The 25,705-nt window shown below is 62.6% G+C and carries 20 protein-coding genes; 4 read left to right on the forward strand and 16 right to left on the reverse strand.

Features of this window, described 5'->3' with window-relative positions:
• Positions 1 to 168: 168 nt before the first annotated feature.
• Positions 169 to 1,551, reverse strand: a complete 1,383-nt coding sequence (gene ltrA / locus ABSG20_RS00910) for a group II intron reverse transcriptase/maturase (protein WP_423862590.1) — start codon at positions 1,549 to 1,551, stop codon at positions 169 to 171.
• Between the two features lie 603 nt (positions 1,552 to 2,154).
• On the opposite strand from ltrA, the gene ABSG20_RS00915 reads away from it, so the two are divergent.
• On the forward strand, positions 2,155 to 3,036 hold the full coding sequence (locus tag ABSG20_RS00915; protein WP_423862591.1) for an SDR family oxidoreductase: 882 nt from the start codon (positions 2,155 to 2,157) through the stop codon (positions 3,034 to 3,036).
• A gap of 121 nt (positions 3,037 to 3,157) precedes the next feature.
• Here ABSG20_RS00915 and ABSG20_RS00920 read toward each other — a convergent pair whose 3' ends face one another.
• The 9 genes from ABSG20_RS00920 to ABSG20_RS00960 form a co-directional block, all read right to left on the reverse strand.
• A complete protein-coding gene (locus ABSG20_RS00920) occupies positions 3,158 to 3,856 on the reverse strand; it encodes a PilZ domain-containing protein (RefSeq protein ID WP_423862592.1) in 699 nt (232 codons plus the stop codon).
• 342 nt (positions 3,857 to 4,198) lie between these two features.
• On the reverse strand, positions 4,199 to 5,608 hold the full coding sequence (locus ABSG20_RS00925) for an amidase (protein ID WP_423862593.1): 1,410 nt from the start codon (positions 5,606 to 5,608) through the stop codon (positions 4,199 to 4,201).
• 15 nt (positions 5,609 to 5,623) lie between these two features.
• On the reverse strand, positions 5,624 to 6,178 hold the full coding sequence (locus ABSG20_RS00930) for an ABC transporter substrate-binding protein (protein WP_423862594.1): 555 nt from the start codon (positions 6,176 to 6,178) through the stop codon (positions 5,624 to 5,626).
• A gap of 300 nt (positions 6,179 to 6,478) precedes the next feature.
• Positions 6,479 to 7,573, reverse strand: a complete 1,095-nt coding sequence (atzD, locus tag ABSG20_RS00935; protein ID WP_423862595.1) for a cyanuric acid amidohydrolase — start codon at positions 7,571 to 7,573, stop codon at positions 6,479 to 6,481.
• A gap of 299 nt (positions 7,574 to 7,872) precedes the next feature.
• Entirely contained in the window at positions 7,873 to 9,768 is a 1,896-nt protein-coding gene (locus tag ABSG20_RS00940) for a hydantoinase B/oxoprolinase family protein (protein WP_423862596.1), read from the reverse strand.
• The gene (locus tag ABSG20_RS00945) at positions 9,765 to 11,858 is read right to left on the reverse strand and encodes a hydantoinase/oxoprolinase family protein (protein WP_423862597.1); all 2,094 of its coding nucleotides are present in this window, start codon (positions 11,856 to 11,858) and stop codon (positions 9,765 to 9,767) included. The genes ABSG20_RS00940 and ABSG20_RS00945 overlap by 4 nt, the downstream gene beginning before the upstream one ends.
• A gap of 343 nt (positions 11,859 to 12,201) precedes the next feature.
• Positions 12,202 to 13,095 carry a LysR family transcriptional regulator gene (locus ABSG20_RS00950; protein WP_423862598.1) on the reverse strand — a complete coding sequence of 298 codons (894 nt, stop codon included), beginning with the start codon at positions 13,093 to 13,095 and terminating at the stop codon, positions 12,202 to 12,204.
• Positions 13,096 to 13,107: 12 nt separating this feature from the next.
• The gene (locus ABSG20_RS00955) at positions 13,108 to 14,376 is read right to left on the reverse strand and encodes an amidohydrolase family protein (protein WP_423862599.1); all 1,269 of its coding nucleotides are present in this window, start codon (positions 14,374 to 14,376) and stop codon (positions 13,108 to 13,110) included.
• A gap of 331 nt (positions 14,377 to 14,707) precedes the next feature.
• The gene (locus ABSG20_RS00960; RefSeq protein ID WP_423862600.1) at positions 14,708 to 16,060 is read right to left on the reverse strand and encodes an amidohydrolase family protein; all 1,353 of its coding nucleotides are present in this window, start codon (positions 16,058 to 16,060) and stop codon (positions 14,708 to 14,710) included.
• Positions 16,061 to 16,475: 415 nt separating this feature from the next.
• Here ABSG20_RS00960 and ABSG20_RS00965 point away from each other — a divergent pair, with 415 nt between their 5' ends.
• The gene (locus tag ABSG20_RS00965) at positions 16,476 to 16,847 is read left to right on the forward strand and encodes a RidA family protein (RefSeq protein ID WP_423862601.1); all 372 of its coding nucleotides are present in this window, start codon (positions 16,476 to 16,478) and stop codon (positions 16,845 to 16,847) included.
• Here the strand turns inward: ABSG20_RS00965 and ABSG20_RS00970 are convergent.
• From ABSG20_RS00970 to ABSG20_RS00995, 6 genes are all read right to left on the reverse strand, one after another.
• A complete protein-coding gene (locus ABSG20_RS00970) occupies positions 16,844 to 17,098 on the reverse strand; it encodes an NAD(P)H-dependent oxidoreductase (RefSeq protein WP_423862602.1) in 255 nt (84 codons plus the stop codon). The two genes, ABSG20_RS00965 and ABSG20_RS00970, sit on opposite strands and share 4 nt — an antisense overlap.
• Before the next feature lie 5 nt (positions 17,099 to 17,103).
• Positions 17,104 to 18,450, reverse strand: a complete 1,347-nt coding sequence (locus tag ABSG20_RS00975; protein WP_423862603.1) for an FAD-binding oxidoreductase — start codon at positions 18,448 to 18,450, stop codon at positions 17,104 to 17,106.
• Positions 18,451 to 18,544: 94 nt separating this feature from the next.
• Positions 18,545 to 19,636: a BMP family ABC transporter substrate-binding protein gene (locus tag ABSG20_RS00980; protein ID WP_423862604.1), complete on the reverse strand. Its 1,092-nt coding sequence runs from the start codon at positions 19,634 to 19,636 to the stop codon at positions 18,545 to 18,547.
• A gap of 60 nt (positions 19,637 to 19,696) precedes the next feature.
• Complete coding sequence (locus ABSG20_RS00985; RefSeq protein WP_423862605.1) at positions 19,697 to 20,617, reverse strand: ABC transporter permease; 921 nt, start codon at positions 20,615 to 20,617, stop codon at positions 19,697 to 19,699.
• Positions 20,614 to 21,723 (reverse strand): ABC transporter permease, encoded by a 1,110-nt coding sequence (locus ABSG20_RS00990; protein ID WP_423862606.1) that lies wholly within the window; start codon positions 21,721 to 21,723, stop codon positions 20,614 to 20,616. Before ABSG20_RS00990 ends, ABSG20_RS00985 begins: the two co-directional genes overlap by 4 nt.
• Positions 21,710 to 23,290 carry an ABC transporter ATP-binding protein gene (locus ABSG20_RS00995; RefSeq protein WP_423862607.1) on the reverse strand — a complete coding sequence of 527 codons (1,581 nt, stop codon included), beginning with the start codon at positions 23,288 to 23,290 and terminating at the stop codon, positions 21,710 to 21,712. The genes ABSG20_RS00990 and ABSG20_RS00995 overlap by 14 nt, the downstream gene beginning before the upstream one ends.
• A gap of 766 nt (positions 23,291 to 24,056) precedes the next feature.
• Between ABSG20_RS00995 and ABSG20_RS01000 the strand changes: the two genes are divergently transcribed.
• Both ABSG20_RS01000 and ABSG20_RS01005 read left to right on the forward strand, forming a co-directional pair.
• Positions 24,057 to 24,473: an amidohydrolase family protein gene (locus tag ABSG20_RS01000; protein WP_423862608.1), complete on the forward strand. Its 417-nt coding sequence runs from the start codon at positions 24,057 to 24,059 to the stop codon at positions 24,471 to 24,473.
• Between the two features lie 302 nt (positions 24,474 to 24,775).
• The gene (locus ABSG20_RS01005) at positions 24,776 to 25,666 is read left to right on the forward strand and encodes an N-acyl homoserine lactonase family protein (protein WP_423862609.1); all 891 of its coding nucleotides are present in this window, start codon (positions 24,776 to 24,778) and stop codon (positions 25,664 to 25,666) included.
• Positions 25,667 to 25,705: the final 39 nt, after the last annotated feature.

The raw sequence follows: 25,705 nt of genomic DNA on the forward strand, positions 1-25,705 counted from the left end.
AAAGCTGGTAGAGTAGGAGTGTGGCGCAGTGAACTTTAGGCCCAGCATATCTGTTACCGCCCCTTTCGTTTGGCGGTGCCTTAGCGGCTGGACCGTGGTTCTTGTTTCCACACCCCCCTCATCGAACCGGACTTGCGCCTTTAACGCATCCGGCTCTCGGACAAGCGCTCATGCCTTCGCCCTCGGCAGGTCGCGCGTCAGCCCCGGCAGTCGGACCAGCCTCAATGTCTCGTAGAGGTACTGGTCAGGGTAGCGTGGAGTCCCTTTTCCCTTGTCGCGGTGCTTTCTGCATAACCACTGGCGCAGCCGATGGCGGGTGTGGGCGTCGATCGCCTGATAGGCCGGGGATACCGGCCCGAGGCGGAAGTAGTTCGCCCATCCGCTCAGTTTGGCGTTGAGTTTCTTCACCAATCTCTCGGCTGATTGCGTCATCGTATGTCGGCCCGTCTCGGTATGGATCGTATCGCAGATTCGCTTGATGCTCTTCTTTGATGGCGTCGTGCCGAGATAGGCCTTCCCGGTCTTGCGGGAATAACATCGCCCGAACGTGTAGCCCAGGAAGTCGAAGCTTCTTTCCGGTACACGGCAGATGCGAGTCTTGTCTTCGTTAACCTCCAGTTGCAGTTTCTTGGTTACCTCTCGCAGCGTCTGCATGGCGAGATCGGCCGTACCCCTGCAGCAGATCACCAGGTCGTCGGCGTAGTTGACGATGGCGGCTTTGAGCCGCCTCTGCGTACCTGATTGTTTCCACCACAACACCAGCCGTCGCATATACAGGTTCGCCAGCAGCGGGGAGATCGGGGAGCCTTGCGGGATGCCGCGATGCTGGTCCCGATTATGCGTGGTTCGATGCTTTGCTCCGCGATCGTCCGTCTGTTCCACCGGTGCTTCGATCCACACCTTGATCAGGTGAAGGATCTGGCGGTCGGTGATCCGGCGCGCCACCGATTTCATCAGTGGTCCGTGCGGAATCTCATCGAAGTAGCCACGCAGATCAGCGTCGACCACGTCCGTGTACCCGGTATTGATCAGGCGGTGCACGGACTTGACCGCGTCTAGCGCACTCACGCCAGCGCGGTACGCATGTTGTTCCGGTTGCAGATCGGCTTCGAAGATTGGCTCAAGCACCAGCATCGCCGCCGTCTGAACAACCCGGTCGCGTATCGTCGCGATCCCCAGAGGTCGCATTTTCTTGCTGTTCGGCTTCGGAATAAAGACCCGTCTGACCGCTTGCGGTCGGTAAGTCTTGTCCCTGAGTTCTCGCGCCAGTTCCTCGAGCCATGGGTTCCAGTCGGTTTCAATATCCGGGCTCTTGCGATCCTCGGATGCCCGATCTTGGCTTCCATACGCCTCGATGTCATCGAACGTCTGGCCATCCACCCCAGCCGCGCCGCCATTGGCTTTGCATCTGGCGTAGGCGAAGCTCAGAACGTCCGCGCGGTACACCTTATCGTATAGAAGATAGAACCGATACTCGGGTTCTGCCTTCGCTTTCGCATGTAATGCAGTCTGCAGCTTCCGAACACTTGGTGGAGTTTCCAGGTTACCCAATCTCCCCTCCTTCACCACTTTCCACATCGACTTGAACCAGGGCTCCTTCCCTCCGCCGGCATTACCCGGCCTCTTCAGTACTACGAGCCCATCCGACTCCCCACCGCGCCCGGTCTGACCTTCACAGGTCTCCGGTTGGTCTTTCGCTTCAGACCACGCGATGGGGTCTCCCGTGTTGCCCCAATTCTCGTTGTGTGCGTGCCGTCGTCACTACCCCGGTGGAGCTGCTGGGTGCCTGTCGCTCTCTTCCCCAGCAGTGGCAGCTTTCCCTGTGCAATCGCCAGGTCAGCCTCCACATCGCTATTTTTCGAGGCCTGCTCGACGTTTACTCCCATTACAGCCCGCACACTCGCGGGATCGCTAAACGATCCTTTCCATCGAAGGCTTCAGACGGCTCGTTGCCTCCCCGCCTGCTCCGATTGCTACCGGCCGGAGCGACCCTTGCCGGGAGGGACTTGCACCCTCTCAAGAATTGTGCCTTTCCACGGCACACGATTGCTTCGTCGCAAGAGAATTGTGCCTTTCCACGGCACACGATTGCTTCGTCGCAAGGGCTCCTCGCAATGACGGCAAACGGCGATCACGCAACTCGCGGAGTTTCATATGATCCTGGTCACTGGCGCCGGCGGCAAGACCGGCAAGGCGGTCATCAAGGTGCTGGTCGCACGCGGCGCGGCGGTGCGGGCCTTTGTCCGCGGCGCAGCGCATGAGGCCGTGCTGAGGACCATCGGCGTTCGCGAGGTGGCCGCAGGCGCGATGGATGACGCTGCCGCCCTGTCCCGGGCCGTCCAGGGAACAGAGGCGATCTATCACATCTGTCCCAATGTCAGCCCGCACGAGATTGCTTTCGCAACCGTCCTCGTTGCAGCCGCAACCGCAACCGCCTCGGGCCGTCCTCGCCTCGTCTATCACTCGGTGCTGCACCCGCAGATCGAAGCCATGCCGCATCACTGGAACAAGCTGCGGGTGGAGGAGATGCTGTTGGCCTCTGCGCTGGATTTCACCATCCTGCAGCCGACCGCCTATATGCAGAACAGCCTCGCCGAATGGGACCGCATGGCGCGCGACGGCATCTATCGCGTGCCCTATCCTGTTGCGACGCGGCTCAGCCTGGTCGATCTCGAGGACGTCGCCGAGGCTGCGGCGCTGGTGCTGACCAGCGCAGGCCATTCGGGGGCGACATATGAGCTGGTCGGCACGCCCCCGCTCAGCCAGGTCGAGATCGCCGAGAACTTCGGGCGGGTGCTGAAGAAAGAGGTTCGCGCAGTGGCGGAATCCGTCGAGGCCTGGGACCATCGCGCCCACGCCACCGGCCTGGACGATTTTGCGCGCGAGACCCTGACAAAAATGTTTCTCAGCTATGCCCGCGACGGCCTCAAGGGCAATGCCAACGTGCTCACCTGGCTGCTCGGCCGCGCGCCGACGTCACTCGCCGCATTCGCGGCGCGACATGCCGCGGCTCAGACTGGTGGAGTGATTCCATGAAACCAATTTTCCAAGCCACTAGCCCGCATGAGCGCCGCAATCTGCGGGACCACCGCGAGGAGGAAGTCCCGGATCTCGCGCCGCGCAGGTTTTAAGGTTTGCATCCCTGCCATTGCAGACATCAGCTGCCAACAAAGGCAGTGCCCTCGGGCACGACGTCCGCGTCATCGAAGTCGGGTGCAGCCCTTGCACCGCCCGCCACAGACGGTAATGGCGGTCGGACAATGAGCCGGGCAAGATCGTTGCGGTCCTGCCGCTCGACGAACTTGACTGCAAAGCCATCGGGCAAAGGTCTGACGACGCGGCCGATGCAGGCTCCGACGCCGAGCGGCGTTCCAATTTTTGGCTGCAATTGAGAGGAGACCGAGACACCGGAGACCGACATGTCGATGACCAAGCACCCAAGGATGGTGCCGTCGGCCAACGCGAGAGTCGAATGCGGGCTTGGCGGGATAATGCGTGCATCCCTCCTCAAGTCGGGGATGCTGGGCTCCTTCTGCTTCTTTTCCAGCCAAGTCAGCTTGCTCGCGAGGTTGGCGCGCATGGACCGGGTCATCTCCAACTCGAGCAGGAAGCTATCGGCCTTGGTGTCGCTGATGAGCCCGTCATACTTGCCAAAATCGCGGAAATATGAGGTGAGGCGATCGCCGACCTTGCCGACGACCGGCACGAGGATCATCATCCGAAACGGCGAGATGCGGGTGGTTCGGCACTCGAAGGTGCGTAGTTTTCCCTGTGGGTCATACCAATTTGGCAGGGTGTAGCTCCCACCCACAGTGATATTGACGGCTCGCTGTTTGAGAAACTTTTCGATGGACACGATGCAATCCCTTTGGTGAACACGGGCCAGACGCCGCTCGCCGAAAGGTCGGTGATGGAGCATTCAACCCACGGCGCATCCCGGCCCCACAATGACAAGACCGGGTTGCAAAACAGGCAAATCCGCTTGACCTTGCGTCTGCCGAGTTTGGGCACTCGAGGAACCCGCTTCGACACGATCATCTTTCCTGAAGATAGGGGACAATTCTTAAGAACTATTGCTCAAATGGCGCCACGACGGTTCAAGCAACGCCAAGGGGAAAGGTTTTGTTAACTGACATCCAAGTTCTTGCCGCGCGCGGGAGAGGTCGACAGGGAAGCCGCGCTGCCCGCTCTGAAACGCTCAGGCATGAGGCGGCCAGCCGATCGGATGGGTCTGCTGCACGATCTTCATGGCCGACAGGATCTTAGGCTCCTCGAAGCGCGGACCGACGATCTGGATTCCGACCGGCAGGCCATCGCTGGTCTTGCCCGCGGGCACGCTGCCGCCGGGCAGGCTCATCAGCGTGATCAGGAACGAGCCGGCGATCCAGTCGGTGTAGTTGTCGAGATTCTTGCCGTTGATGTCAGTCGGAAAATTCATCTCGACCGGAAACTGCTTGACCGGCGATTGCGGCGCGATCAGGAGGTCGTATTGCTCGAAGAACCTGGCAAAGCGCTGGAACAGCTGCGCGCGCTTCTGTTCGGAGGCGGCAAAATCCAATGGCGTTACTTTCAGGCCCGCCTTGACGTTGCCTTTGAGATTGACGCCGAACTCTTCCAGTTGATCGAGGTTGGCAAATTGCTGGCCGACCATCCAGAGTCCGCGCCATGCCTGATAGGGCGACTTGCCATCGGAAATATCGAACGCCGTCTCCTCCACACTGGCGCCGGCGTCGCGCAGCGACATGGCCGTTGCCCGGCAGATCTCGTCGATCTCCGGCTCGACCCCGATGCCGGCGATGTCGGAGACATAGGCGATGCGCAGGCCCTTTAAGTCCCGGGCTTCCCTGACGATGGCGCGGGCGCTCTTCCAGGGCGGCGCCACCGAAATCGGCGAGATCAGGCTGAAGCCCACCAGCGCGTCCAGCATCAGCGCGGCATCATCGGCGGTGCGCGCCAGCGGCCCGTGAACCTGGCCGGGGTCCCAGGCCAAGGGCATCGGCCAGTTCGGCGTCAGCCCCGGCGTCGGCCGGATGCCGACAATGCCGCAGAAGGAGGCCGGCATCCGGATCGAGCAGCCGAAATCGGTGCCCTGCGCCAGCGGCACCATGCCGGTCGCGACCGCGACCGCCGATCCGCCGGAAGAACCCGAAGGACTCAGCGCCGGGTTCCAGGGATTGCGGGTGACGCCGAACACGTCGTTGAAGGTATTGGCGCCGGCGGCAAATTCCGGCGTGTTGGTCTTGCCGAGCACGATGGCGCCGGCGGCCTTGAGGCGTCGTACCGCTTCGGCATCTTCGGTCGGAACGTTGTCCTTGAAGCGCGGTGAACCGTAGGTGGTGCGGATACCGGCGGTCGGCGTCACGTCCTTGATCCCTATCGGCAGCCCGTGCAGCGCGCCCAGTGCGTCGCCGCGCATTACCGCCGCCTCGGCATCTTTGGCCAGGGCGCGCGCGGCATCGGCCACCAGCGTGACGATGGCATTGAGGGCGGGATTGAGGCGGGCGATGGTGGCGAGATGAGCGTCGAGCACCTCGACCGGGCTCACCGCCCTGGTCGCGATCAGCGCTGCCAGTTCGACGGCGGTCTTGCGGCAGAGGTTGTCGGTCATGTCTGTCTCCGTTACTTAGCCGCCGTCAAACGTACCGGCCGTCATGGCGTTGATTTGTTGGCTCATATCGAGCTGGTCGATGGTGTAGTCGCCGTCCTTGAGCCCGTTCTTGGCCAGGATGGCCTTGGCGGTGTTGAGATTGGCCGGCCCCGGCGCCGACATCAGTCTTGCACCTTTGAGGTCGGCGATGGTCTCCGCCTTGAAACCGTTGCGGACCACGAACTGCTCCATCTTGAAAATCTTGGTCTGGCTGTTGAGCGCGATGTACATCGCCACGCCCGGCTTCTTCACATCGGCGTTGAGGCCTTCGAGCGTCACCAGCACCGCCGAGACCTCGATCTGGTTGGTCATCATCGCCGCGACATTCGGCGGACCGCCCATCAGCTTTGTCATTTCGGGTTCGATGTTTTGTTCCCTGAAGAACCCGCGCTCCAACGCGACGAAATACGGCAGCGACGAGCTGACCGGGAATACCCCGACCGAAACCTTGTCCTGCGCCAGCGCCTGATCCGACGCGGAACCCAGCGCCAGCATGGCGACGGCGCAGATGGTGCGAATGAGCGATTTCATCGTCCCGCTCCGGTCATTCCGTTACGGCATCGGCCGGCAAATCCGAGCAAGGAACGTGCCGGTTTTAGTTCGCCACCTTCGGGCCACCAGCATTGGCCTCTCGCTCCCTCTCCCGCTCTTCGCGGGGGAGGGTGGGGTGGGGGCGCGGCATCGGCGGTGTTGCTTACGTGTGTGGCCGCGATACCCGATCGATGGATTTTCGCCCGGAGCATCCCCCACCCCAGCCCTCCCCCGCGAAGTGCGGGAGAGGGAGCGCAGCATCGCAAGCTTCCATATGATTTGCATTTAGGAAACGCTGGTCTACGCGTCGAGCTCGACGATGGCGATGACGGGGCCGCCGCCATGCGGGCCCTGGTGCATGGCATCGACGGACACGAACACGGCGGGATCGCCGATCGCCAGCGCCGCCACGCCGCCCACCGCCGCCTTGGCATGGCGGTGATGGTGGACATCGGAATCATCGAGCATGATCTGGCGCCGGCCGCGCAGCGTGCCCCTGCGGTCGGCCTCGCACTTCATGAAGCAGTTGACGACGCGGCCCTTGAGGTCTTCCGAGCGCGGCCGTTCCGGCAATTCCAGGCCGGCATTGCGAATGGAATCGTAGATGCCGTCGATATCGAGCGCGTCGCGCATCACGGCGTGGCCGATGCGGTAACGGCCGCCGGCGCCGGCCTTGTTGCCGAGCAGCACGATCTGCGCCTGGGTCAGTTCCACGCCGGAAGAGCAGGACGCCACCGATGAGTAGAGATCGAGATCCCGGCAGATCTGTTCGGCCCTGGGCATCGGCACCTCGCCCAGCGCCACGGCAATGCCGAGCGCGGTGGTGCCGTTGGAGACGCCCATGGAGTCATGGACCTCGCAGGCCAGCGTCTGGTGACGGGATTCCGCATCGCGCACGGAATCGATGGTCAGAAGCGGCGTCTTGGTCTGGACGTAGTGCACATCCCTGGGATCGGTAATCCCGGCATCCTGCATCGCCGCCTTGACGGCGTCGGCGACCTTCTGGACCATCGCGGGACGGCCGATGTCCTCGGGCAAGAGCTCCGCGCTCAGCGCGGTGCCGATGACAAGGCGCGACTGATCGGCCGGGCCGGTCTTGTCGTTGCGCGCGAAGATCGTGGCATGCGGCGTGATGACGCCGTCGCAGCCGCCGGACCAGACCATCGGGATGGTGTGAATGGCGGCTTCGGAGCGGGTGCCGTGCTTGAGCAATACCTTTCGAAAGGCCTGATCGGCCAGAATGCGGGTGAAATCATTGACGCCGCCATTGCCCTCGGTCTTGCCGATCACCGCGATCACCTCGTCGGCTTTGAACTTTCCGGCCGCAATCAATCCTTCGAGGCCACTTGCATCCTGAACGGTCTTCAGTTCGACCTTCGCAACTTCGATCGCCATTATTCAATCTCCATCGGGTGTTCTTTGATCGCTCGAGCAATTCCCACTTGCATCGGATCAATTTATCCTAACCACGTCATTGCGAGGAGCACTTGCGACGAAGCAATCCAGCTTTTTTTCCGGCGCCAAAGCTGGATGCTTCGCGGAGGCTATCATCGGGCGCGCGTACGCGCGACCCGTTGGTCCGCAATGACGGGAAAAACCTTGCGATGCTGCGCTCCCTTTTCCGCGCTTGCGGGAGAGGGAGCGAGAGAGCGGCGCTCGTGGCCTGAACCGATCGGTGTCATGGAATCGATCTGCTAAGTGTTTCGCATGCGCGGCTCGCATTCGCCGCGCAGCATCTTTTCATAGCCCTCGCCGCGGTCAATCATGCCGGGCGTGTTAATTCGCATCTTCGCCAACTCGGCCCGGCGTTGTTTTGTCGCTGCCTCGTCGATCGCGGGCTGGCCGGCAGCGCTTTCGGCCGCGAACACGACGCCATAGTCGGCTTCCGCGCTGGCAAGCGAGACCCTGTTCTCGACGACATCGCGCAGCACCAGCTCCGGTTCGCGCTTGAGCGGATCGCCCCAGCCGCCGCCGCCGGTCGTCACCACCCGGACCACCTGCCCTTTCAGCACGGGCTCGCCATCGACCAGGCCGCCGAGGTCATAGCTTTCACCTTCAGCATCGACTGTGACGCAGAACGGCTGCCCGGCCTTGCCGCCGTTCAGGCCATAGCAGCCGAGCCGGACCCGGTCCGCGGTGACGATGGTGCGGCAATCGACCAGCGCGCGATAGTGTTTTTCATAGCCCTGCCCGCCGCGGCGCAGGCCGGCCCCACCGGAGTCGGTGCGTAGCGCCAGTTTCTCCACCAAGAGCGGAAATCGCGTCTCGGTGAATTCCGCCGGCTGATTGCGCGAGTCCGGCACGATGTGGATGGCGTCATTGCCGTCAGCATAATAGCGGCCGCCGGAACCGCCGCCGAGCACCTCGCGCGACAAAAACGGCTTGCCGTCCAAATCAGTCCCGAAAAAACCGGTATAGCGGATGGTCTCCTGATCGGCCGGCATGCGGCCGTCGACCGCTTGCGCCACCACGCCGGCCAACAGGCCGAGGCAGCGCAGCAGCACAAAGGACCGCGCATTGGTGGCGGCGGGCCATTCCGGCGTGATCAGCGTGCCCTTCGGCGGAAAGATCACCTCGAAGACCTCGCAGACGCCTTCATTGACGTGGATCTCGGCCGCGCGTTCGGGCGTATCGGCGAGATTGCGCAGGATCGGCGCGATCCATTTGACCAGGAAGGCGCCGTCGGCGTAGTCGGCCGGCCAGTTGATCGGGCCCGATGATTGCGGATCGGTGCCGTTGAAATCGAGCGTGATTTTGTCGCCCTTCTTGGTCATCTTGAGCGCTATTCTGTGCAGCTTGGGATCGGTGATGCCGTCATGCTCGACGTAATCTTCCCAGGCATATTCGCCGTCGGCGATTTTTGCCATGAGCTCGTTGCGGTAGATGTCGCGGCATTTGTCGAGGATGGCCTGGAAGCAGGCCTCGACCTGCTCCTTGCCAAAACGTTCGAACAGGCCGCCCATGCGGCGCGCGCCCATCAGGCAGGCCTGGATCTCGCTGTCGAGATCGGCCGACAGCATTTCCGGCACCCTTGTGTTGCGCCTGACGATGGTGAACACCGCGTCATTGCGGACACCCGCGCTGTAGATTTTCACCGGCGGGATCGAGATGCCCTCCTCGAACACGGTCGCCGCCGTGCCCGGCATCGAGCCCGGCACCCGGCCGCCAACGTCGTCGTGATGGCCGAAGGCCTGGATGTAGGCGACGACATCACCTTGGTGAAATACCGGCACCGTGCTGCAGAGATCGGGCAGATGCCCGATCGAGCCTTCCGTCAGGTAGGTATCGTTCATCAGGAACACGTCGCCGGGCTTCATCGTATCAGGCGGAAAGTCCCGCACCACCGCGTTCGGCATCGCCGAATAGGAACGCCCGGTCAGCTTGCGGCAATAGCGGTCGAACAGCCCGACCCGGAAATCATGGGCCTCGCGGATCATCGGGCTGCGCGCTGTGCGCTCGATGGCATATTCGATCTCGGCCTCGATCGAATTCAGCGTGCCTTCGACGATCTGCAGCACGATCGGATCGACGCTTTCAGCCTGGCGCAGCGGCGCGGTCGGCCAGGGATGTGCGGGCGAATGCGCGTTCATCGTAACGTCTCCTGCGATGAGACCGTCGGCCGGATCACAAGGATACCATGCGGATCGACCTCGGCCACTTGGCCGGGAAATACCACACTGGTGGAACCGAATTCCTCGATCACGGCAGGCCCGTTGACGCGGCCGCCTGATGGCAGCGAGGCGCGGTCGTACACCGGCGTGTCCTGGAATTGAATGCCGAAATAAACCGGGCGGGTCGATTTCGGCGCGACATGGCCGGTCCGCTCGGCGAGCCTCGGCAGCTGCGGCCGCTCGATCAGCCCGAAACCGGAGACGCAGAGATTGACCAGTTCGATCCTCTGCCGGCCGGCATAATCATAGCCGAAGGTCCTGAAATGCGCGGCGTTGAAGGCGCCGATCAGGCCGCTCAGGAACGAGGCGTCGACGGCGCCGCCGGGCGCGGTGACGCGCACCTCCATCGACTGGCCGGCATAACGCACGTCCGCCTCGCGAACCAGGCGAATGCGCGAGGCCTCGATGCCATCGCGCTCCAAGGTGGCCACGGCCTCGCGCTCCAGCGCGGCGTAACGCGTCGCGATCTCAGTGAGATCGATGGCCTCCTCGTGCATCACCTTGGTGACGATGTGATCGGTGCGCCAGTCGACCGCCAGCAGGCCGAAGGCCGAGAGATTGCCGGGATTGGGCGGCACGATGCAGGCCTTCATGCCCAGGAGATCCATCACGGCCGGCGATTGCGCCGGCCCGGCGCCCCCGAACGACAACAATGCAAACGTGCGCGGGTCGATGCCGCGCTGGATCGTCATCTGCCGGATCGCGTTGGCCTGGCTCCAGTTGGCAATCTCGATGATGCCGGCCGCGAGCTGCTCGACGCTCATGCCGCCCGGCAATCTTGCGGCGAGCGCCGCGATGCCGCCGCGGGCGCGGCCGACATCGAGCGCGATGCCGCCACCGATCAGCGCCGGTGGAATCCGCCCCAATACCAGGTTGGCGTCGGTGATGGTGGGCTCAGCGCCGCCGTTCGGATAGCACATCGGCCCGGGCACCGCGCCGGCGCTGCGCGGACCTACCTTGAGGTGTCCCTCCCGGCTGATCCAGGCAATCGAGCCGCCGCCGATGCCGATGGTCTCGATGTCGATCATCGGGATGCGAACCGGAAACGGTCCGACCGAGCCGCCATTGGTCAGATGCGGTTTTGCCTGTTCGATCAGGCAGAAATCGGTCGAGGTCCCGCCGGCATCGAGCGTGACGAGATCGGGGAAGCCCGCGACCTCGGCAATGACGGCGCTGCCGAGCGCGCCGGCTGCCGGCCCCGACAATGCCGTGGTGATCGGCTTGCGCAGGATCTGCTCGGCGCTGGCGACGCCGCCGCTCGACTGCATGACCAGAAAGGGGGTGTGCTGCAGGGCTCCCAGTTCGTCGTGCACCCGCTTGAGATAGCGGTCGAGATAGGGCTTTACAAACGCATCGACCAGCGTGGTGACCGCGCGCTCATATTCGCGATATTCCGGCAACACGACGCAGGACAGCGATAGGGTCGCTTCCGGATATTCCTCGGCGAGGATCTCGGCAACGCGGCGCTCGTGGCGGTCGTTGGCGTAGGAGTGCAGCAGGCAGATGCCGATTGCGCCTATTTGCTGGCTGCGGAAGAAACGCGCCGCTTCCCGCACCATGGCCTCGTCGAGCGGACGCAGCTCGTTGCCTTTGAAGTCCATCCGGCCGCCGACTTCGCAAACCAGGCGCAGCGGTACCAGCCGGTCCGGCTTCACCCAGAAATAGGAATTGCCGTAACCTTCGGGCACCGACTGCCGCGCGATCTCCAGGATGTGACGAAATCCTGACGTGACGATCAGGCCGAGCGAATGGATGTCGCCCTGCAACAGCGCGTTGGTCGCAACCGTCGTGCCATGCGCGAGCCCCACGACATCGGCCGGCCCGGCGCCCGACTGCGCCAGGATGTCGTTGACGCCGCGCACCAGGCCGATGGCGGGATTGGCCGGCGTGCTCGCGACCTTTGTCACCTGCGTCGCGCCCGAGAGCGTATCGACCGAGACGATGTCGGTGAAGGTTCCGCCGGTATCAATGCCGATGCGAAACCGCGCGGCGGAGGAGTGAGAGGACATGCTAGTCGAGCGTTTCTTTGATGCGAATCATAACAGGTCGATGTTGTAGGGTGGGTTGAGCTCTTCGCGAAACCCACCACTTCCGCCGCTGCGATGGGTTTCGTGACCAGTTCGGACATGCGTCCGATCTGGTCATTCTACCCATCCTACAACTGATCAGTTCCAGGAAATCGGTCGTCTAGTCCATCCACAGCGGTCAACGGCGGCCTGCGCCGCCGCCGGACCACCATGTGGCCGAGAATTGCCCCAAGTCAAAAACCGATTATCTATGGCAGCATCGGAAAATCCGATCAGCGCCTGGTCAACCGGGAACACCAATGGAAAACGCTCGGACTCGGGTGTACTAAGCCTTCAGCAACTCTCTTACCTTCAGCAGCGCCGCCTCCTTGCGGCGCGACAGCGGCTCGCGGCGGCGGAACAGGCTGAAGGCGACATTGCGGGCCGGGGCGATGGCGAGCGCCTTCAACAGGCCGAGGGCGACTTCATTTTCGGCGCAGGCGCGCGGCACGATGGCGATGCCGCCTTCGGACTGCACGATGATCTTGATGGTCTCGATATTGTCGACCACCGCCAGGATGTTGGGCTTGATGCCAAGGTCGGTGAACAGCGACAGCACCACCTGGCCGTAGCCGACCGTCAATTCGCTCATGATGAAGGGTTCGGCGAGCAGGCGACCGATATCGACGGGCGGTTTCGAGCGCGCCAGCGCGTGCTTGGGGTGGGCGATCAGGGCCATCTCGGCGTCGATCAGGCGGTCGAACACCAGTCCGGCCGGCAATCGATCCGGATCGGATTCAATGGCTATGCCGGCGTCGATGCGCTCCTCGTGAAGTTCGTTGAAGATGTTGCTGGTCGGCGCCGTCTTTATTTCCAGCCGCACGCCCGGCAGATTGCTCTTGAGATCGGCAAACAGGCGCGGGATGAAGATCTGGGCCATGCCCGATCCCATGCCGATCGTCAACGTGTCCTGCAGCGCGCCGCGCAATCGCCGGGCCGTATCCGAGAGCGTGAGCAGATCGCTCATCACCCGTTCGGATTCGTACAGAAAGGTGCGGCCGCGGTCGGTGGTCTCGATGCCGCCGGAGCCGCGGTGAAACAATTCGAAGCCGATCTCTTGTTCCAGCAGTTTGACCTGCTCGCTGACGGCTGACTGCGAAATATTGAGCCGCCGCGCCGCCTTGGTGAAGCTGCGCTCCCTGGCGACCGACAGCGCATAACGCAATTGGCGGAAATCCAAATCCGAAATCCTTCAGGGCGCCGGCATGGAAGGGATGTCGAAGCTGCGGCGGGACTCAAGATGGCTTTCGGCGATCAGTTTTCCCTTCCGGATCACAAAGCGGCGCGGCAATCGCGTGGAGAGGGCCTCGCGCGCGTCGCGGGCGTCCAGCACCACCAGATCGGCAACAGTGCCGACCGTCACGGCAAAACCGGGAACGCGCAATGCCCTGGCGCCGTTGGTCGTGACCATATCCATCACCGTGTGAATTTCGGCCGGCCGACTCATGTGCGAGGCATGGCACAACAGGAAAGCGATTTCGAGCGGGTCGTTCTGGCCGAAGGGATAAAACGTGTCATGCACGCAGTCCTGGCCACAGGCGACGTTGACGCCGGCCGCCAACAGCTCCTTGACCTGGGTGACGCCGCGGCGCTTGGGGTAGTCGTCAAGGCGGCCTTGCAGCATCAGATTGGTGGCGGGATTGGCGATCATGTTGATGTCGGCCTCGCGCAGGCGCCCGATCACGTGATCGGCGTAGTCGCGCGGGTAGCTGGCCAGCGCACAGGTATGGCCGGCGGTGACGCGGCCCTGCCAGCCATTTTTGATGGTCAGTTCGGCCAGCACTTCCAGGGTTCGCGCCAGCGGATCGTCGGTCTCGTCGACATGCATGTCGATATCGGCGTCGAATTCCCGGGCGATCTCGAACACGATCTCGATATGGCGCCGGCTGTCGGCCGGCGATTCTTCGTTGAACGGCATGCCGCCGACGACGTCGACGCCCCGCTTCATCACCTCCCGCATCAAGGCTTCGGTGCCGGACGATTTGACGATGCCTTCCTGCGGAAAGGCTGCGATCTGGATGTCCATCAGTTCGCGAAAGCGTTCTCGGGCGCGGATCAACCCTTCGGCCGGGCGCGTGCCGCCGATCGGATCGACGTCGACATGGGTGCGCAGGCGCGAAATGCCGTTTTCCAGCGCGCGGGCCAGCACGCGCGAGGCGCGGTCGGCGATTTCCTCGACCTTATAATTGCGTTTGATCTCCCAGAGAATTTCGATGGCTTCCGTCAGCGTGCCCGAGATATTGACCGGCGCGCGCTCGGAGATCAGCGCCTTGTCCAGGTGGATGTGCGGCTCGACAAAGCCGGGAACGGCGAGCCGGCCTTCGGCGTCGAGCGTGAGGGCTGCCGTTGCGGGAGCGCCGGCCGGGTCGATACTGACGAAGCGGCCGTTGGCGATACCGAGATCGGAGAGGCCCGCGGTGCCCCACAGCGCAACGTTCTTGACGAGGATGTCCGGGGTCATCAGTGGGCTCCGAGGCGTCACCCACTGTAACCGAAGGTTCGGCGATGGAATACTCGGAGGCGATCGCAAAGCCGCCTAAACGCACAGTCCGTAGGGCGGATTGGAGCCGATCGGGTCCGCGCATGGCGCGGCACGATCGGCGTAATCCGCCGGCTCACTCACCCGCACGATGCGTTGCCGCTTAACGGCGGATTACGCATTGAAGCTGGGCCATGCTGGCCCGGCTTCAATGCTAATCCGCCCTACAGGCGCAGCTCAAGCCGGTTCATGCCGGGGCACTGGAAGATGCAGCAGGGGGTTGTCGGGTATTGAGCATGATGTTCTCCTGATGTCAGGCGGCCAGCTTCGCTACGACGCGGGCCGCATCGGATCTCAGTTTTGCAATATCGAGGCCGGGGATCGCGCCGTTCTCGACGACGAGGCGGCCTCCGATCATGAGATAGCGAAGGCTGGCCGAGCCGGCGCAGGTCACCGGCGCGATCAGGGGATCGTGCATGCCAAAATGCCGCGGCTGGTCCAGATCGAAGATGGCGATGTCGGCCTGCTGCCCCGGCGCCAGCGTGCCGATCTCAGGCCTTCCCAGCACGCGGGCGCCGCCCGCGGTCGCCCAGTGCACGACATCTTCCGCAGTGACCGCATCGGCGCCCTTGAGCGCCCGATGGGTATGCCAGCAACTATGCATCTCGCTGATCATGTCGGCGGACTCATTGGAGGCCGCGCCGTCGACGCCAAGCGACACCGCGCCGCCGAGCCGCGCCATCGCATCGGCGGGCGCGACGCCGGAGCCGAGCCGGCAATTGGACTGCGGGCAATGCGCCATGCCGGTGCCGGTCGACGCCAGCAGCCGGACTTCGCTGTCATCCAGGTGCACCAGATGCGCGAACCACACATCCGGTCCGAGCCAGTTGTGCTCCGCGATCCAGTGCACCGGGCGCTTGCCGTGGACCGACAGGCAAAAATCGACATATTCATGAGTTTCGGAGAGATGGCTGTGCAACCGCAGCTTCATGCGGCGCGCCGAGGCGATCACCTCCTTCAGTTCTCCTGCTTCGAGCGACCATGTCGGCGTGGTCGGCGCCAGCACGACCTGGGAAAGGCTGCCCGGCGAGGCGTCATGGAAGCGCTGCGCGCAGACTTCGACTGACTTCAGCATGTGCTCGAGCCTCTCGACCGGCATCGGCACCAACTCGTCGGTGTCGAAGTGGCGCCCCTTGGTGGCGCCGCCGCGGCAGAATACCAGGCGGATGCCCAGACTGCGCGCGACCTCGAAGATGACGTGGGCGGGATCGAACCTGAAACTGTCGCTGAAGAGATAATGGTGATCGGCAGCCGTCGTGGTGCCCGACAGCAGCAATTCGGCGAGCGCGATCCGGGCGGCGACCGCCAGCGCCTCTTCGTCTATATGAGACCAATAGGTATAGGGCACCGAGCGCAGCCAGCCGGCCAGCGGCAGGTTGATCGCCGTGCGCACGCCCTTCATCACGCTTTGAAAAAGATGATGGTGGGTCGATATCAGGCCCGGATAGATCACGCAGCCGCAGGCGTCGAGCCGTTGCTCACCCGGTTCGGCCTGGAGCCTGCCGATCGCGGCGATGACCCCGTCGCGGACACGGATCGCGCCGCGGGTGCGCATCGCTTCTCCGGCCATCCCGGTGAAGATACCCATCGCATTCTCGATCAGCATCGGCCTCACCTCTCGCTCCGATTTCGCTTTCGTGCCAATTGCCTCGCCGGCCATCCGTTCGCAAGTCAATTTCTGAGGTCAATTTCTAAAGTCAATCTCAGAACGGGCTGATCGTAGACCAGACGACTTCGCCGTGGGGAGATCGCCGTCATCCTCGGCCGTGGCCGAGCCAAGATGCACATGCCGACTGTCATCTGAAAGCATTTTTTATTCGAGCTATACGTCTCATTTTTGGCAACGGAAACCAGCCACGTGAGCGCCGCCTAAAACGGCGCCGTCTCGCCTGAACAACAGGCAAATTGCCAGAATTGACAACTGACGCTGCCTGCAAGATCAATTTAGTATCCAACGGTTCCGCTTTCCGTTCTCGCTCCAGCATCGAGGCTCAACTGCCGTGTGCGTGCTTTCTCCCCCCTTGATCAGGCCTCCCTTTGGGCGCTACAGCCATGGCATCGCGGTGCCCGCTGGGCAGCGGCTGGTCTTCACCTCGGGCCAGCTCGGCATCGGCGCCGACGAGAGCATTCCAGCCGGCTGCGAGGCCCAGGCCGATCGGTGCTTTGCCAATATTGCCGCGATCCTCGCCGAAGACCGCATGAGGCTTTCGGATATCATCCGCCTCAATGCCTATGTGACGGATCGCGAATACATGCAGGACTATATGCGGTCACGTGACCGGCATTTTCCGGGAACGCCGCCGGCCTCGACCCTGATGATCGTGAAAGGATTTACGCGTCCGGAGTTTCTGGTCGAGATCGAAGCCATCGCTGCCGCGCCCGACAAAGATTAGTCCGTAGGATGGGTTGAGCCCTTCGCGAAACCCATCATCTCGACATAGGCCTGATTGTTGGCGCGGTTGGCTTCCGGATCATGGTAGTCGCGGCGCCGCTCGGCGGATAATACGGGATCAAAATCCTCGGCGTAGAGATCGAGCAGGTCGACGTCGTGTCCCGCGTCTTTCAGCCCCGCCAGCGCGTGGCTCCGGATCGCGGCATGAAAGCTGTCGTCGAGCGGATGGCAATACACATAGAGCACCCGCATGATCGTCAGGGTCTCGTGCTCGCAAAACTGCGCATCTTGCCGGGATTGAGCAGGCCGTAGGGATCGACCTCGTGCTTGAAACCAAGCTGGTCGGCATCGACCCGCTTGTAGCGGCTGCCATCCTCGACGGTGAAGACATGCGGGTTGGCGATGTAAACCTCGTGCTCCTCATGCAGCCGCATGATCTCGTTCAATCGATCGGCGCCGGTATAACGCACCACCGGCAGGCCGCTGCAGGTGACGCGGCCGTTGAAACGGATGAATTCCAGGTGCTGCAGCACTTCTCCCGCAAACATTTCGCGCATCTCGGCGACTTTCTGCATCAGCCGGTCATGCGGATAGAGGCATTGCAGATAAGTCACGGAACGATCTGATTTGAGCACCTGCAAGGTGGTGTGGTTCCAGGTGTATTCATAGAGCGGAACCTTGCCGGGGCCGTCGTCGGTCGGCATCTCCATCGTGATCGTGCCGCGGCCGCCAAGCAGGGATTTGAAGCTTTCCAGCGAGGGTTCCGCGATCATCGCGATCAGGATGCTCTTACCCTCCGGACAAAAGGGTTTCAGCGCGCCGAAATAAGAGGGCAGCGGCCAGGTAATCGGAGACAACAATTTCTTGATGATGCCATCAGCCAGCGCGGCCTCGTAGCCGAAGGCCACGGCGTCGATGAATTCATCGAACACGACGACGACGTCGATCCAGTTCCAGACCGGCGCCAACGGCATTTCCAGCGCCGTGATGATCCCGGTGGTGCCATAGGCGCGATTGATCTTTTGCGCCGCATCGCCGCGCAGCTCGATCAGCCGCGGCGCCTCTTCCACGGTGACGATGCGCGCGGCCAGGATGTTGCCGGGCTCCCGCAAGCCGCCGAAATTGACCGAGCCGATGCCGCCCGATCCGCCGGCGACAAATCCGCCGATGGTGGCGGTGCGCTTGGTCGAGGGATGCATGCGCAGCTCCCAGCCCGAAGGCTGCAATTCGCCATCGATGGAACTCATCTTGGCGCCGGCGCCGACCCGCAGCAGGCCCGGCTTGGCCCATTCGATGGTCTGCAGCGCCGTGATGTCGAGCAGCACGCCGCCCTGTAGCGGGACCGCCTGGCCGTAATTGCCGGTACCGCCGGCGCGCACCGTCAGCGGCACGCGGTGCCGGGCGCAGGCCGCAGCTATCCTGACGACATCGGCCTCGTCACGCGGGGCTGCGATCAGGTCGGCCGACTTGCCCTCGAGCGCCTCGTTCAGCACCGGGCTGTACCAGAAGAAATCGCGCGAGCGCCGCCGCACGATTTTGGCGTCGGTCACCACGGGAATGTCGCCGAGATCGGCGACAAGTCTTGTCAGGGCGCTGGACGACATCTCGTTCACGATACCAGTGTGTCGCCAACCGGATCTGTCGGCATCCCGTTATCGGGACGCCGACAGGTCGTTCAAGCTTCCAGCCAGCTGCGGCTTATTGTGGAACGCTGCCCTCGATGCCTGCCACATAGGTCTTGAGCGAGTTGAAGGTCTTGGGATCCATCTCTGCGCCGGCGGCGACCAATACCTTGCCGGTGTTGTCGTTGATGGGACCGGCAAACGGCTTGATCTCGCCCGAGATGAGCTTGGCTTTCTTGTCTTCGAACACCTTGACGGCTTCCGGCGGAATGGCGGGATTGAGCGGTGCCATCACGACCATTCCTTCCTTGAGCCCCCAGCGCGTGTGGCGTTCGCCGGTCCAGGTGCCATCGAGCACCTTTTGGGTTTCGGCGATATAATAACCGGTCCAGTCTTCCGTGGTACCCGAGAGCTGGGCCTTCTTGCCGAAGCTGGACATATCGGCATCGATGCTGAAGGCGTAGGTGCCTTTTTCCTCAGCCGCCTGAATCGACGCCGGGGAATCGGTGTTCTGGGCAACGTTATCGGCACCCTGGGCAATCAGGGTATCCGCAGCCTGGCGTTCCTTGCCCGGATCGTACCAGGTATTCACCCAGATCGCCTTGCTCTTGACCTTGGGGTTGACGGCCTGCGCACCGAGGGTCATGGAGTCGATATTTCTGATCACGCTCGGGATCGGGAACGATCCAATGAAGCCGAGGGTGTTGGATTTCGTCATCTGGCCGGCGATGGTGCCGATCAAATAGAAGCCTTCCTCGAAGCGCGGCTCGTAGACAACAATGTTCTTGGCGGTCTTGAAGCCGTTGACGTGTTCGAACTTCACGTCGGGGAACAGCTTCGAAACTTTCTGCAGTGGCTCCATGTAGCCGAACGAGGTCGCGAAAATCAGCTTGTAACCGTCGGAAGCGAGCTGACGAAACACGCGCTCGGAATCGGCGGTCTCGGGGACGTTTTCAACGAAGGTGGTCTTGATCTTGTCGCCCATGGCCTTTTCCAGCCCGATCCGGCCCATGTCGTGCTGCTGGGTCCAGCCGCCATCGCCGCGCGGACCCAAATAGACGAAGGCAACCTTGAGGGGCTCGGCGGCGAAGGCTGCCGCCGGCAGCGCCGCGACCAGACCTGTCGCGATGCCGAGGCGGACGGCTTTCAAAGTTCTAGTTAGATTCATGATGCATACCCTTTGGTTTGGCTTGACTGGTTGGGGAGGATAGAGCCGCGGGACCCCACATCACGCGGCCGAATGAAAACTGTGGCCGAGAGAGGCCGGCTGGTTCAGCAGAATCGTCTTGGGATCGCGACAGATAATCACGAGCACAATGATCGTGGCCGCGTACGGCAGCATCGACAGGAATTCAGTCGGGATCGGCAGCCCGAAGCCTTGAGCGAAAAGCTGGAACTGGGTCACGCCACCGAACAGATAGGCCCCGAGGACGACCCGCGTCGGCTTCCAGGTCCCGAACACGACCAGCGCGAGCGCAATCCAGCCCTTGCCGGCCGACATGCCTTCGACCCACATCGGCGTCTGCACCAGCGACAGATAGGCGCCGGCAATGCCGGCCATGGCGCCGCCGAACATCACCGCCAGGTAACGGGTGGTCAAAACAGGCTTTCCGATGGCGTGGGCGACAGCAGGGGATTCTCCGATCGCCCGCAGCGTCAGGCCGGCACGGGACTTCGTCAAAAACCATTGCACGCCGAAGTACAGCGCGACGGATAGATAGACCATGATGTCGTAGTGGAAGAGGAGATCGCCCAGGATGGGTATGGACGACAGTCCGGGAATGGCGATCGGGGCCAGCCGGTCCACCGGCAACCCGGCCAGATCGTGACCGACGAACGCCGACAGACCGATCCCGAACAAGGTCAGCGCCAGACCGGTCGCCACCTGATTGGTTTGCAGGTTGAGCGTGAGAAAACCAAAGATCAGGGACAACGCGATGCCGGCGGAGGCCGCGGCCAAGAACCCGACCGTGTCGCTGCCGCTGCCGCGGGCGGCGGCAAATCCGGCCACCGCACCGATCAGCATCATGCCTTCAATACCAAGATTGAGGACGCCGGATCTTTCGACGATGGTTTCACCGAGCGCCGCGTAGATCAAGGGCGTGGCCGCGACCACGGTGCTGGCAATCATCGGAACAAGAGGATTCATGCAGCCTTCTCCAACGTCGCCGCGGCCTTCGGCGCGGAGCTCTCGGGCGCGGCTTTTATTCGCCTCAACCGGAAAGTGATGAACAGATCCGACGCCAGCAGGTAGAACAGCAACAGTCCCTGGAACAGTCCGGTGATCGCGGACGGCAAGCCCATCCCCATCTGCGCGGACTCGCCGCCGAGATAAAGCAGCGACATCAACAGTGCGCCGAACACAACGCCGATCGGATGCAATCGTCCGATCCAGGCCACGATGATCGCGGCAAAACCATAGCCCGGTGAAATTTCCTGCTGCAGGCGTCCGATCGGGCCGGCGACTTCGCAAATCCCGGCGAGGCCGGCGGCGCCTCCACACAGCATCAGCGCAATCCAGATATTGCGCTTCTCGGAGAAGCCGGCATAGGCGGCGGCCGCGGGCGCCAGCCCGGCCACTTGCATCCGGAAGCCTGCAAAGGTCTTCTGCGAGAACACCCATGCGATGACTGCCAGGCCCAACGCATAGACGATGCCCCAGGTCACCCGGGTTCCGCTGACCAGAACCTGCATGGTTTCGGCATCGCCGAAGCCCTGGGACTGCGGATAATTCTGCCCTTCGGGGTCACGCCAGGGTCCGTGTACCAGCCAGGACAGCACCAGCTGGGATATGTACACCAGCATCAAGGTGACCAGAATTTCGTTGGTGTTGAAGCGGGTGCGCAGAAAAGCGGGGATCGCGGCCCAGGCCATTCCGCCGAGAATGCCGGCCAGCAGCATCAGCGGCATGGCGAAACTGGAGTCGCTGTCACCGAACCACAGCGCGACGCCGCCGCCGGCGATCGCGCCCATGGTGAGCTGTCCCTCGGCGCCGATATTCCAGACATTGGCGCGAAATCCGAGCGCCAGACCGAGCCCGCAGAGCAGTAACGGCGTGGTCTTGAGCAGCAACTCGCCGATGCCGTAAGTGGAGGACAACGGCTTGATGAAGAACAGGTAGAATGCCTCCACGGGATCCTTGCCCAACGCGCTGAACAGCAAAAATCCGGTCAGCAGCATGGCAACCGCCGCCAGCACCGGCGAGACAATACTCATCGTGGAAGAAGGCGTGGCGCGTCGCTCAAGCCTGAACATGGGCCGTCTCCAATGGCGCTTTGGGGGAAGCCGCGGCGTTGGCCGTCTGATCGCCGAATTTTCCGCTCATCCAGGTCCCGATTTGCTCGATCGAGGTCTCGGCCGGCTTGACCGAGGGCGACAGCCGCCCCTCGGCGATCACTGCGAGCCGGTCGCTGATGATGAACAGCTCGTCGAGTTCCTCTGAGATCACCAATAGCGCCACGCCCTGGTCGCGCAGATCGATCAAGGCTTGCCGGATCAGCTGCGCCGCGCCGACATCGACACCCCAGGTCGGCTGCGCCACGATCATCATTTTGGGCGCCAGCATGGTCTCCCGCCCGACGATGAACTTCTGCAGATTGCCGCCCGACAGGCTCGATGCGACCGACTGCTCGTCGCCGCATTTGACCTTGAAGCGTTCGATCACAGACTTGGAAAAGGTCCGCATCACGGCGGGATGAATGATCCCGCTTTGCACCATGCCCTTGCGCGCGCCGGTCAAGAGCGCGTTGAAGGCGAGGCTCATCGGCGGCACCGCCCCACGGCCGAGCCGCTCTTCCGGCACGAAGGTCAGGCCGAGCGCGCGGCGCTGCGCCGGATTGAGATGGCCGACCGGCTGCCCCAACAGCTTGATCATCGCGCCTTTGCTCAAACGCTCGCCCGACAGTGCCGTCATCAGCTCCTTCTGGCCGTTGCCGGAAACGCCGGCGATCCCCAGGATCTCGCCACTTCGCACCTGCAGGCTGATGTCCTTGAGCGTGGTGCCGAACGGGTCTGGCGTCGCCAGCGACAGGTGATCGACATCAAGCCGCACCTCCTTGACTTCGCGCGGGGTGAGGTGGCACTCGGCGAGCTCGCCGCCGATCATCAGGCGGGCCAGGCTCTCATTGGTTTCGTTTCGGGGGATGGCGCTGCCGCTGACACGCCCGCCGCGCAGCACGGTTGCGCTATCGCACAGCGCGCGGATTTCGTCGAGTTTGTGACTGATGTAGAGGATGCTGCATCCTTCCGACGCCAGCCGACGCAGCGTTTTGAACAGGATCAGGACCGCTTGCGGCGTCAGCACGGAAGTGGGCTCATCCATGATCAGAAGCTTGGGCTCCTGCAGCAGGCAGCGCACGATTTCCACGCGTTGCCGCTCGCCCACGGACATGCTGTGAACGAGACGGTAGGGGTCGATCGGAAGCCCGTATTTTTCGGATACTTCGGTAATCTGGGCCGCCAGCCGCGCCGTCGGAACCGGCTCGTCCAGCGCCAAGGCGATGTTCTCCCAGACCGTCAGGGTCTCGAACAGCGAGAAATGCTGGAACACCATGCCGATGCCCATGCGCCGGGCCTGCGAGGGCGCGGCGATGGTTTCGTACTGATCGTTCCACAGGATCGTGCCGGCGTCCGGCTTGGTGACGCCGTAGATAATCTTCATCAGCGTGCTCTTGCCGGCACCATTCTCACCCAGCACCGCATGGATCTCGCCCGGACGCACGCTCAAGGAAACGCCATCGTTGGCCACGACGCTGGGGTAACGTTTGGTAATGCCGGTAAGCACCAACCGCGGCTTAAGGTCTTCAAATCCCGAATGATCCATGATTCCAATCGGCCCCGGCCGCAGGCAAGCGGCGGTTCTTAGCGCTCTCGACGCACAAGCAATCCGCGCGCCAACTCGGCAAATTCGGCTCGATTCCGCTGATTTCCCGACGAGCAGCCGCCAAACGCGCCCGGGGATTGAAAAAATTCGCGTATCCCCGGGCTATATCCGCCTGTCGCCACGGGATGGCATCACGTCGGTGGCGGGCGGCACTCGCGCATCACGCGATCTCCAGGGATCATTGGCTAATCGCTGTGCAGCCATCGGCCGGTCAGTAACATCGGGGCAACTTGAATAGCCGCGCAAGCGCAGGATTTGAGCCAACGACTTCACGCTCCCCGGATGCACCCGAGGTCCCGTGCAATCTATTGCGTGGGTATAACGGGCCCACCAGTACTGTGATTTTCAAGTTCGCATCAGATCCATGTCATCGTTCAGTCTGAGAGATTGCGGAAAGTGCCGCCAATGAAAAAGGGATATCAAACCGTCATTGCGAGCCGCCGGCTCGACGCAGCGCACCGTCCGGTGAGCGAAGCAATCCAGAGCCGCATACGCCTCGCGATGGATTGCTTCGTCGCAAGGGCTCCTCGCAATGACGGTGGAAGATCCTCAGGGATCGGGCTTCGCGACACGCGCGAGCGCGCGGCGGGCCGAACTGTCGATGTCGGGCTGCAGCACCGCATCCGATCATTGTTCGTCTTTCCCGGCGACATGGCCGATGCCCCCGATGGCGAAGCGAAAGAGGCGGCTGCCTTGGGAATGCGCAATGACGCTGACGCGCGGCGCCATCAATCTCGGTTTTGCCGACGGCGGCATCGCCGACCAACCATTGATGCAGGACCATGAAGCTGCGATTGCGGACTGCGTACGGGCGCTGGCCAGATACCACGATCCCCGCGAGGGCGCATTCACGCGCGTCGCTCTCGCGCCATGCGCGCCCTTCAACGTCACCCGGCAGCTGATGATCGATACCGCCGGGCTCGCCGAGCAACTTGATTGCCTGCTGCATACCCATTTGGCAGAGACCGGTGACGAGGACGATTTCTGCGCGGATACGCTATCGGCATGGCAAGGCAGCGCCGTCGTTCATGACCCAGGCTTAGCGTCGCTTCTAGCCATGGGGCAGATCGCGTATACAATATGGCGCATAATTGCACAATTTTGGGATGTTTCTGCTCAATAGCTGTGCTGGTCAGCGCCCGGACCGGCCCTAGTCGCGGTGCCGGTTTCTCGGCATTTCCGCTTCTCTGACGTCTTGGTCCACGCGGCTGGGCTTGCGTACCGCGCCGATCCATGTCGCGGACGGACTGGAGGCCGCGCGCCGCGGCGACGAGAATCCGCAACTCCATCCGGACCGCTGGCTCCATCCGCGACCGGCATTTTTTTGCAGAGCGGCAGACACTTTGGGCCTGCACAGGCCTGGGAATTCGTGCTAAGCGTGTATCAATCCGCAAATTAAAAATGCATCGAAACAGGGAGGGCGACATGCGGGTAGGTTGCGTGAAAGTGCTTGGCTCGTTGGCTGCAGGGCTGTTTTTCATGTCCGCCGGCGCGATGGCGGCGGAGCCGCCGAAGGAGATGAAACTGTATGTCTTCAGCTCAGGCGCGCTCAATCTCGACAAATCGATCATTCAGAACGGCGCCAGCGGCAAGGTCCAGATTCCCGTTGCTTTCTTCCTGATCCGCCATCCCAAAGGCGACGTGCTGTTCGATTGCGGCAACAACGACAAGATCATCACCGATCCCGACTACTGGGGCCCGTTCGTGAAGGCGCTGGATCCGGGCCGCTCGCCGGATATCGCCATCGACACTCAACTGAGCAAGATCAACGTCAAGCCCTCCGACATCAAATATGTCGTGCTCGGGCATTTCCATGTCGATCACGCCGGAAATATCGGCAAGTTCCTCGACTCGACGTTCGTGTTCCAGCGCGACGAGATCAAGAACGCGTTCTGGCCGGCCCCGGGATATGCCACGTTCTTCATCAGCGATGACTTTGCCATGCTGCGGAACGGCATCGGCGGCGGCATGCCCAGCAAATACAAGACCATCGAACTTGACGGCGACCTCGATCTGTTCGGCGACAACAGCGTCTATATTCATCGAGCGGTGTCGCACACCCCGGGAAGCCAGATCATGGTGGTACGGCTGCCCAAGAGCGGCACGATGGTGCTCACCAGCGACGCCATCTATCTGAAGGAGAATCTCGACAAGAACCTCCTGCCGAGTATCGGTAGCGTCTATGATCCCGTCGGCATGCTCGACGCCTATGCCTGGGTGCGCCGCGTCCGCGACGTCGAAGGCGCCGATATCATCTACGCGCATGACCCCGACACCTACAAGGCGCACAAGCACTCTCCCGAATACTACGAGTGATTGCATTGCACCATCGACCGCTGTGAGCGGATTGGCATC

The sequence above is a fragment of the Bradyrhizobium sp. genome (genome assembly GCF_049512235.1).
Classification (GTDB): Bacteria; Pseudomonadota; Alphaproteobacteria; order Rhizobiales; family Xanthobacteraceae; genus Bradyrhizobium.

What these genes read in the sequence shown, in the direction of transcription:
- ABSG20_RS00970 (WP_423862602.1), bottom strand. Translation starts at nt 17,098, where the DNA reads ATGCGGGTGCTCTATGTGTATTGCCATCCGCTCGACGACAGCTTTCAT.
- ABSG20_RS01005 (WP_423862609.1), top strand. Translation starts at nt 24,776, where the DNA reads ATGCGGGTAGGTTGCGTGAAAGTGCTTGGCTCGTTGGCTGCAGGGCTG.
- ABSG20_RS00945 (WP_423862597.1), bottom strand. Translation starts at nt 11,858, where the DNA reads ATGTCCTCTCACTCCTCCGCCGCGCGGTTTCGCATCGGCATTGATACC.
- ABSG20_RS00975 (WP_423862603.1), bottom strand. Translation starts at nt 18,450, where the DNA reads ATGTCGTCCAGCGCCCTGACAAGACTTGTCGCCGATCTCGGCGACATT.
- ABSG20_RS00960 (WP_423862600.1), bottom strand. Translation starts at nt 16,060, where the DNA reads ATGCTGATCGAGAATGCGATGGGTATCTTCACCGGGATGGCCGGAGAA.
- ABSG20_RS00915 (WP_423862591.1), top strand. Translation starts at nt 2,155, where the DNA reads ATGATCCTGGTCACTGGCGCCGGCGGCAAGACCGGCAAGGCGGTCATC.
- ABSG20_RS00955 (WP_423862599.1), bottom strand. Translation starts at nt 14,376, where the DNA reads ATGACCCCGGACATCCTCGTCAAGAACGTTGCGCTGTGGGGCACCGCG.
- ABSG20_RS00940 (WP_423862596.1), bottom strand. Translation starts at nt 9,768, where the DNA reads ATGAACGCGCATTCGCCCGCACATCCCTGGCCGACCGCGCCGCTGCGC.
- ABSG20_RS00990 (WP_423862606.1), bottom strand. Translation starts at nt 21,723, where the DNA reads ATGTTCAGGCTTGAGCGACGCGCCACGCCTTCTTCCACGATGAGTATT.
- ABSG20_RS00930 (WP_423862594.1), bottom strand. Translation starts at nt 6,178, where the DNA reads ATGAAATCGCTCATTCGCACCATCTGCGCCGTCGCCATGCTGGCGCTG.
- atzD (WP_423862595.1), bottom strand. Translation starts at nt 7,573, where the DNA reads ATGGCGATCGAAGTTGCGAAGGTCGAACTGAAGACCGTTCAGGATGCA.
- ABSG20_RS01000 (WP_423862608.1), top strand. Translation starts at nt 24,057, where the DNA reads ATGACGCTGACGCGCGGCGCCATCAATCTCGGTTTTGCCGACGGCGGC.
- ABSG20_RS00925 (WP_423862593.1), bottom strand. Translation starts at nt 5,608, where the DNA reads ATGACCGACAACCTCTGCCGCAAGACCGCCGTCGAACTGGCAGCGCTG.
- ABSG20_RS00995 (WP_423862607.1), bottom strand. Translation starts at nt 23,290, where the DNA reads ATGGATCATTCGGGATTTGAAGACCTTAAGCCGCGGTTGGTGCTTACC.
- ABSG20_RS00985 (WP_423862605.1), bottom strand. Translation starts at nt 20,617, where the DNA reads ATGAATCCTCTTGTTCCGATGATTGCCAGCACCGTGGTCGCGGCCACG.
- ABSG20_RS00980 (WP_423862604.1), bottom strand. Translation starts at nt 19,636, where the DNA reads ATGAATCTAACTAGAACTTTGAAAGCCGTCCGCCTCGGCATCGCGACA.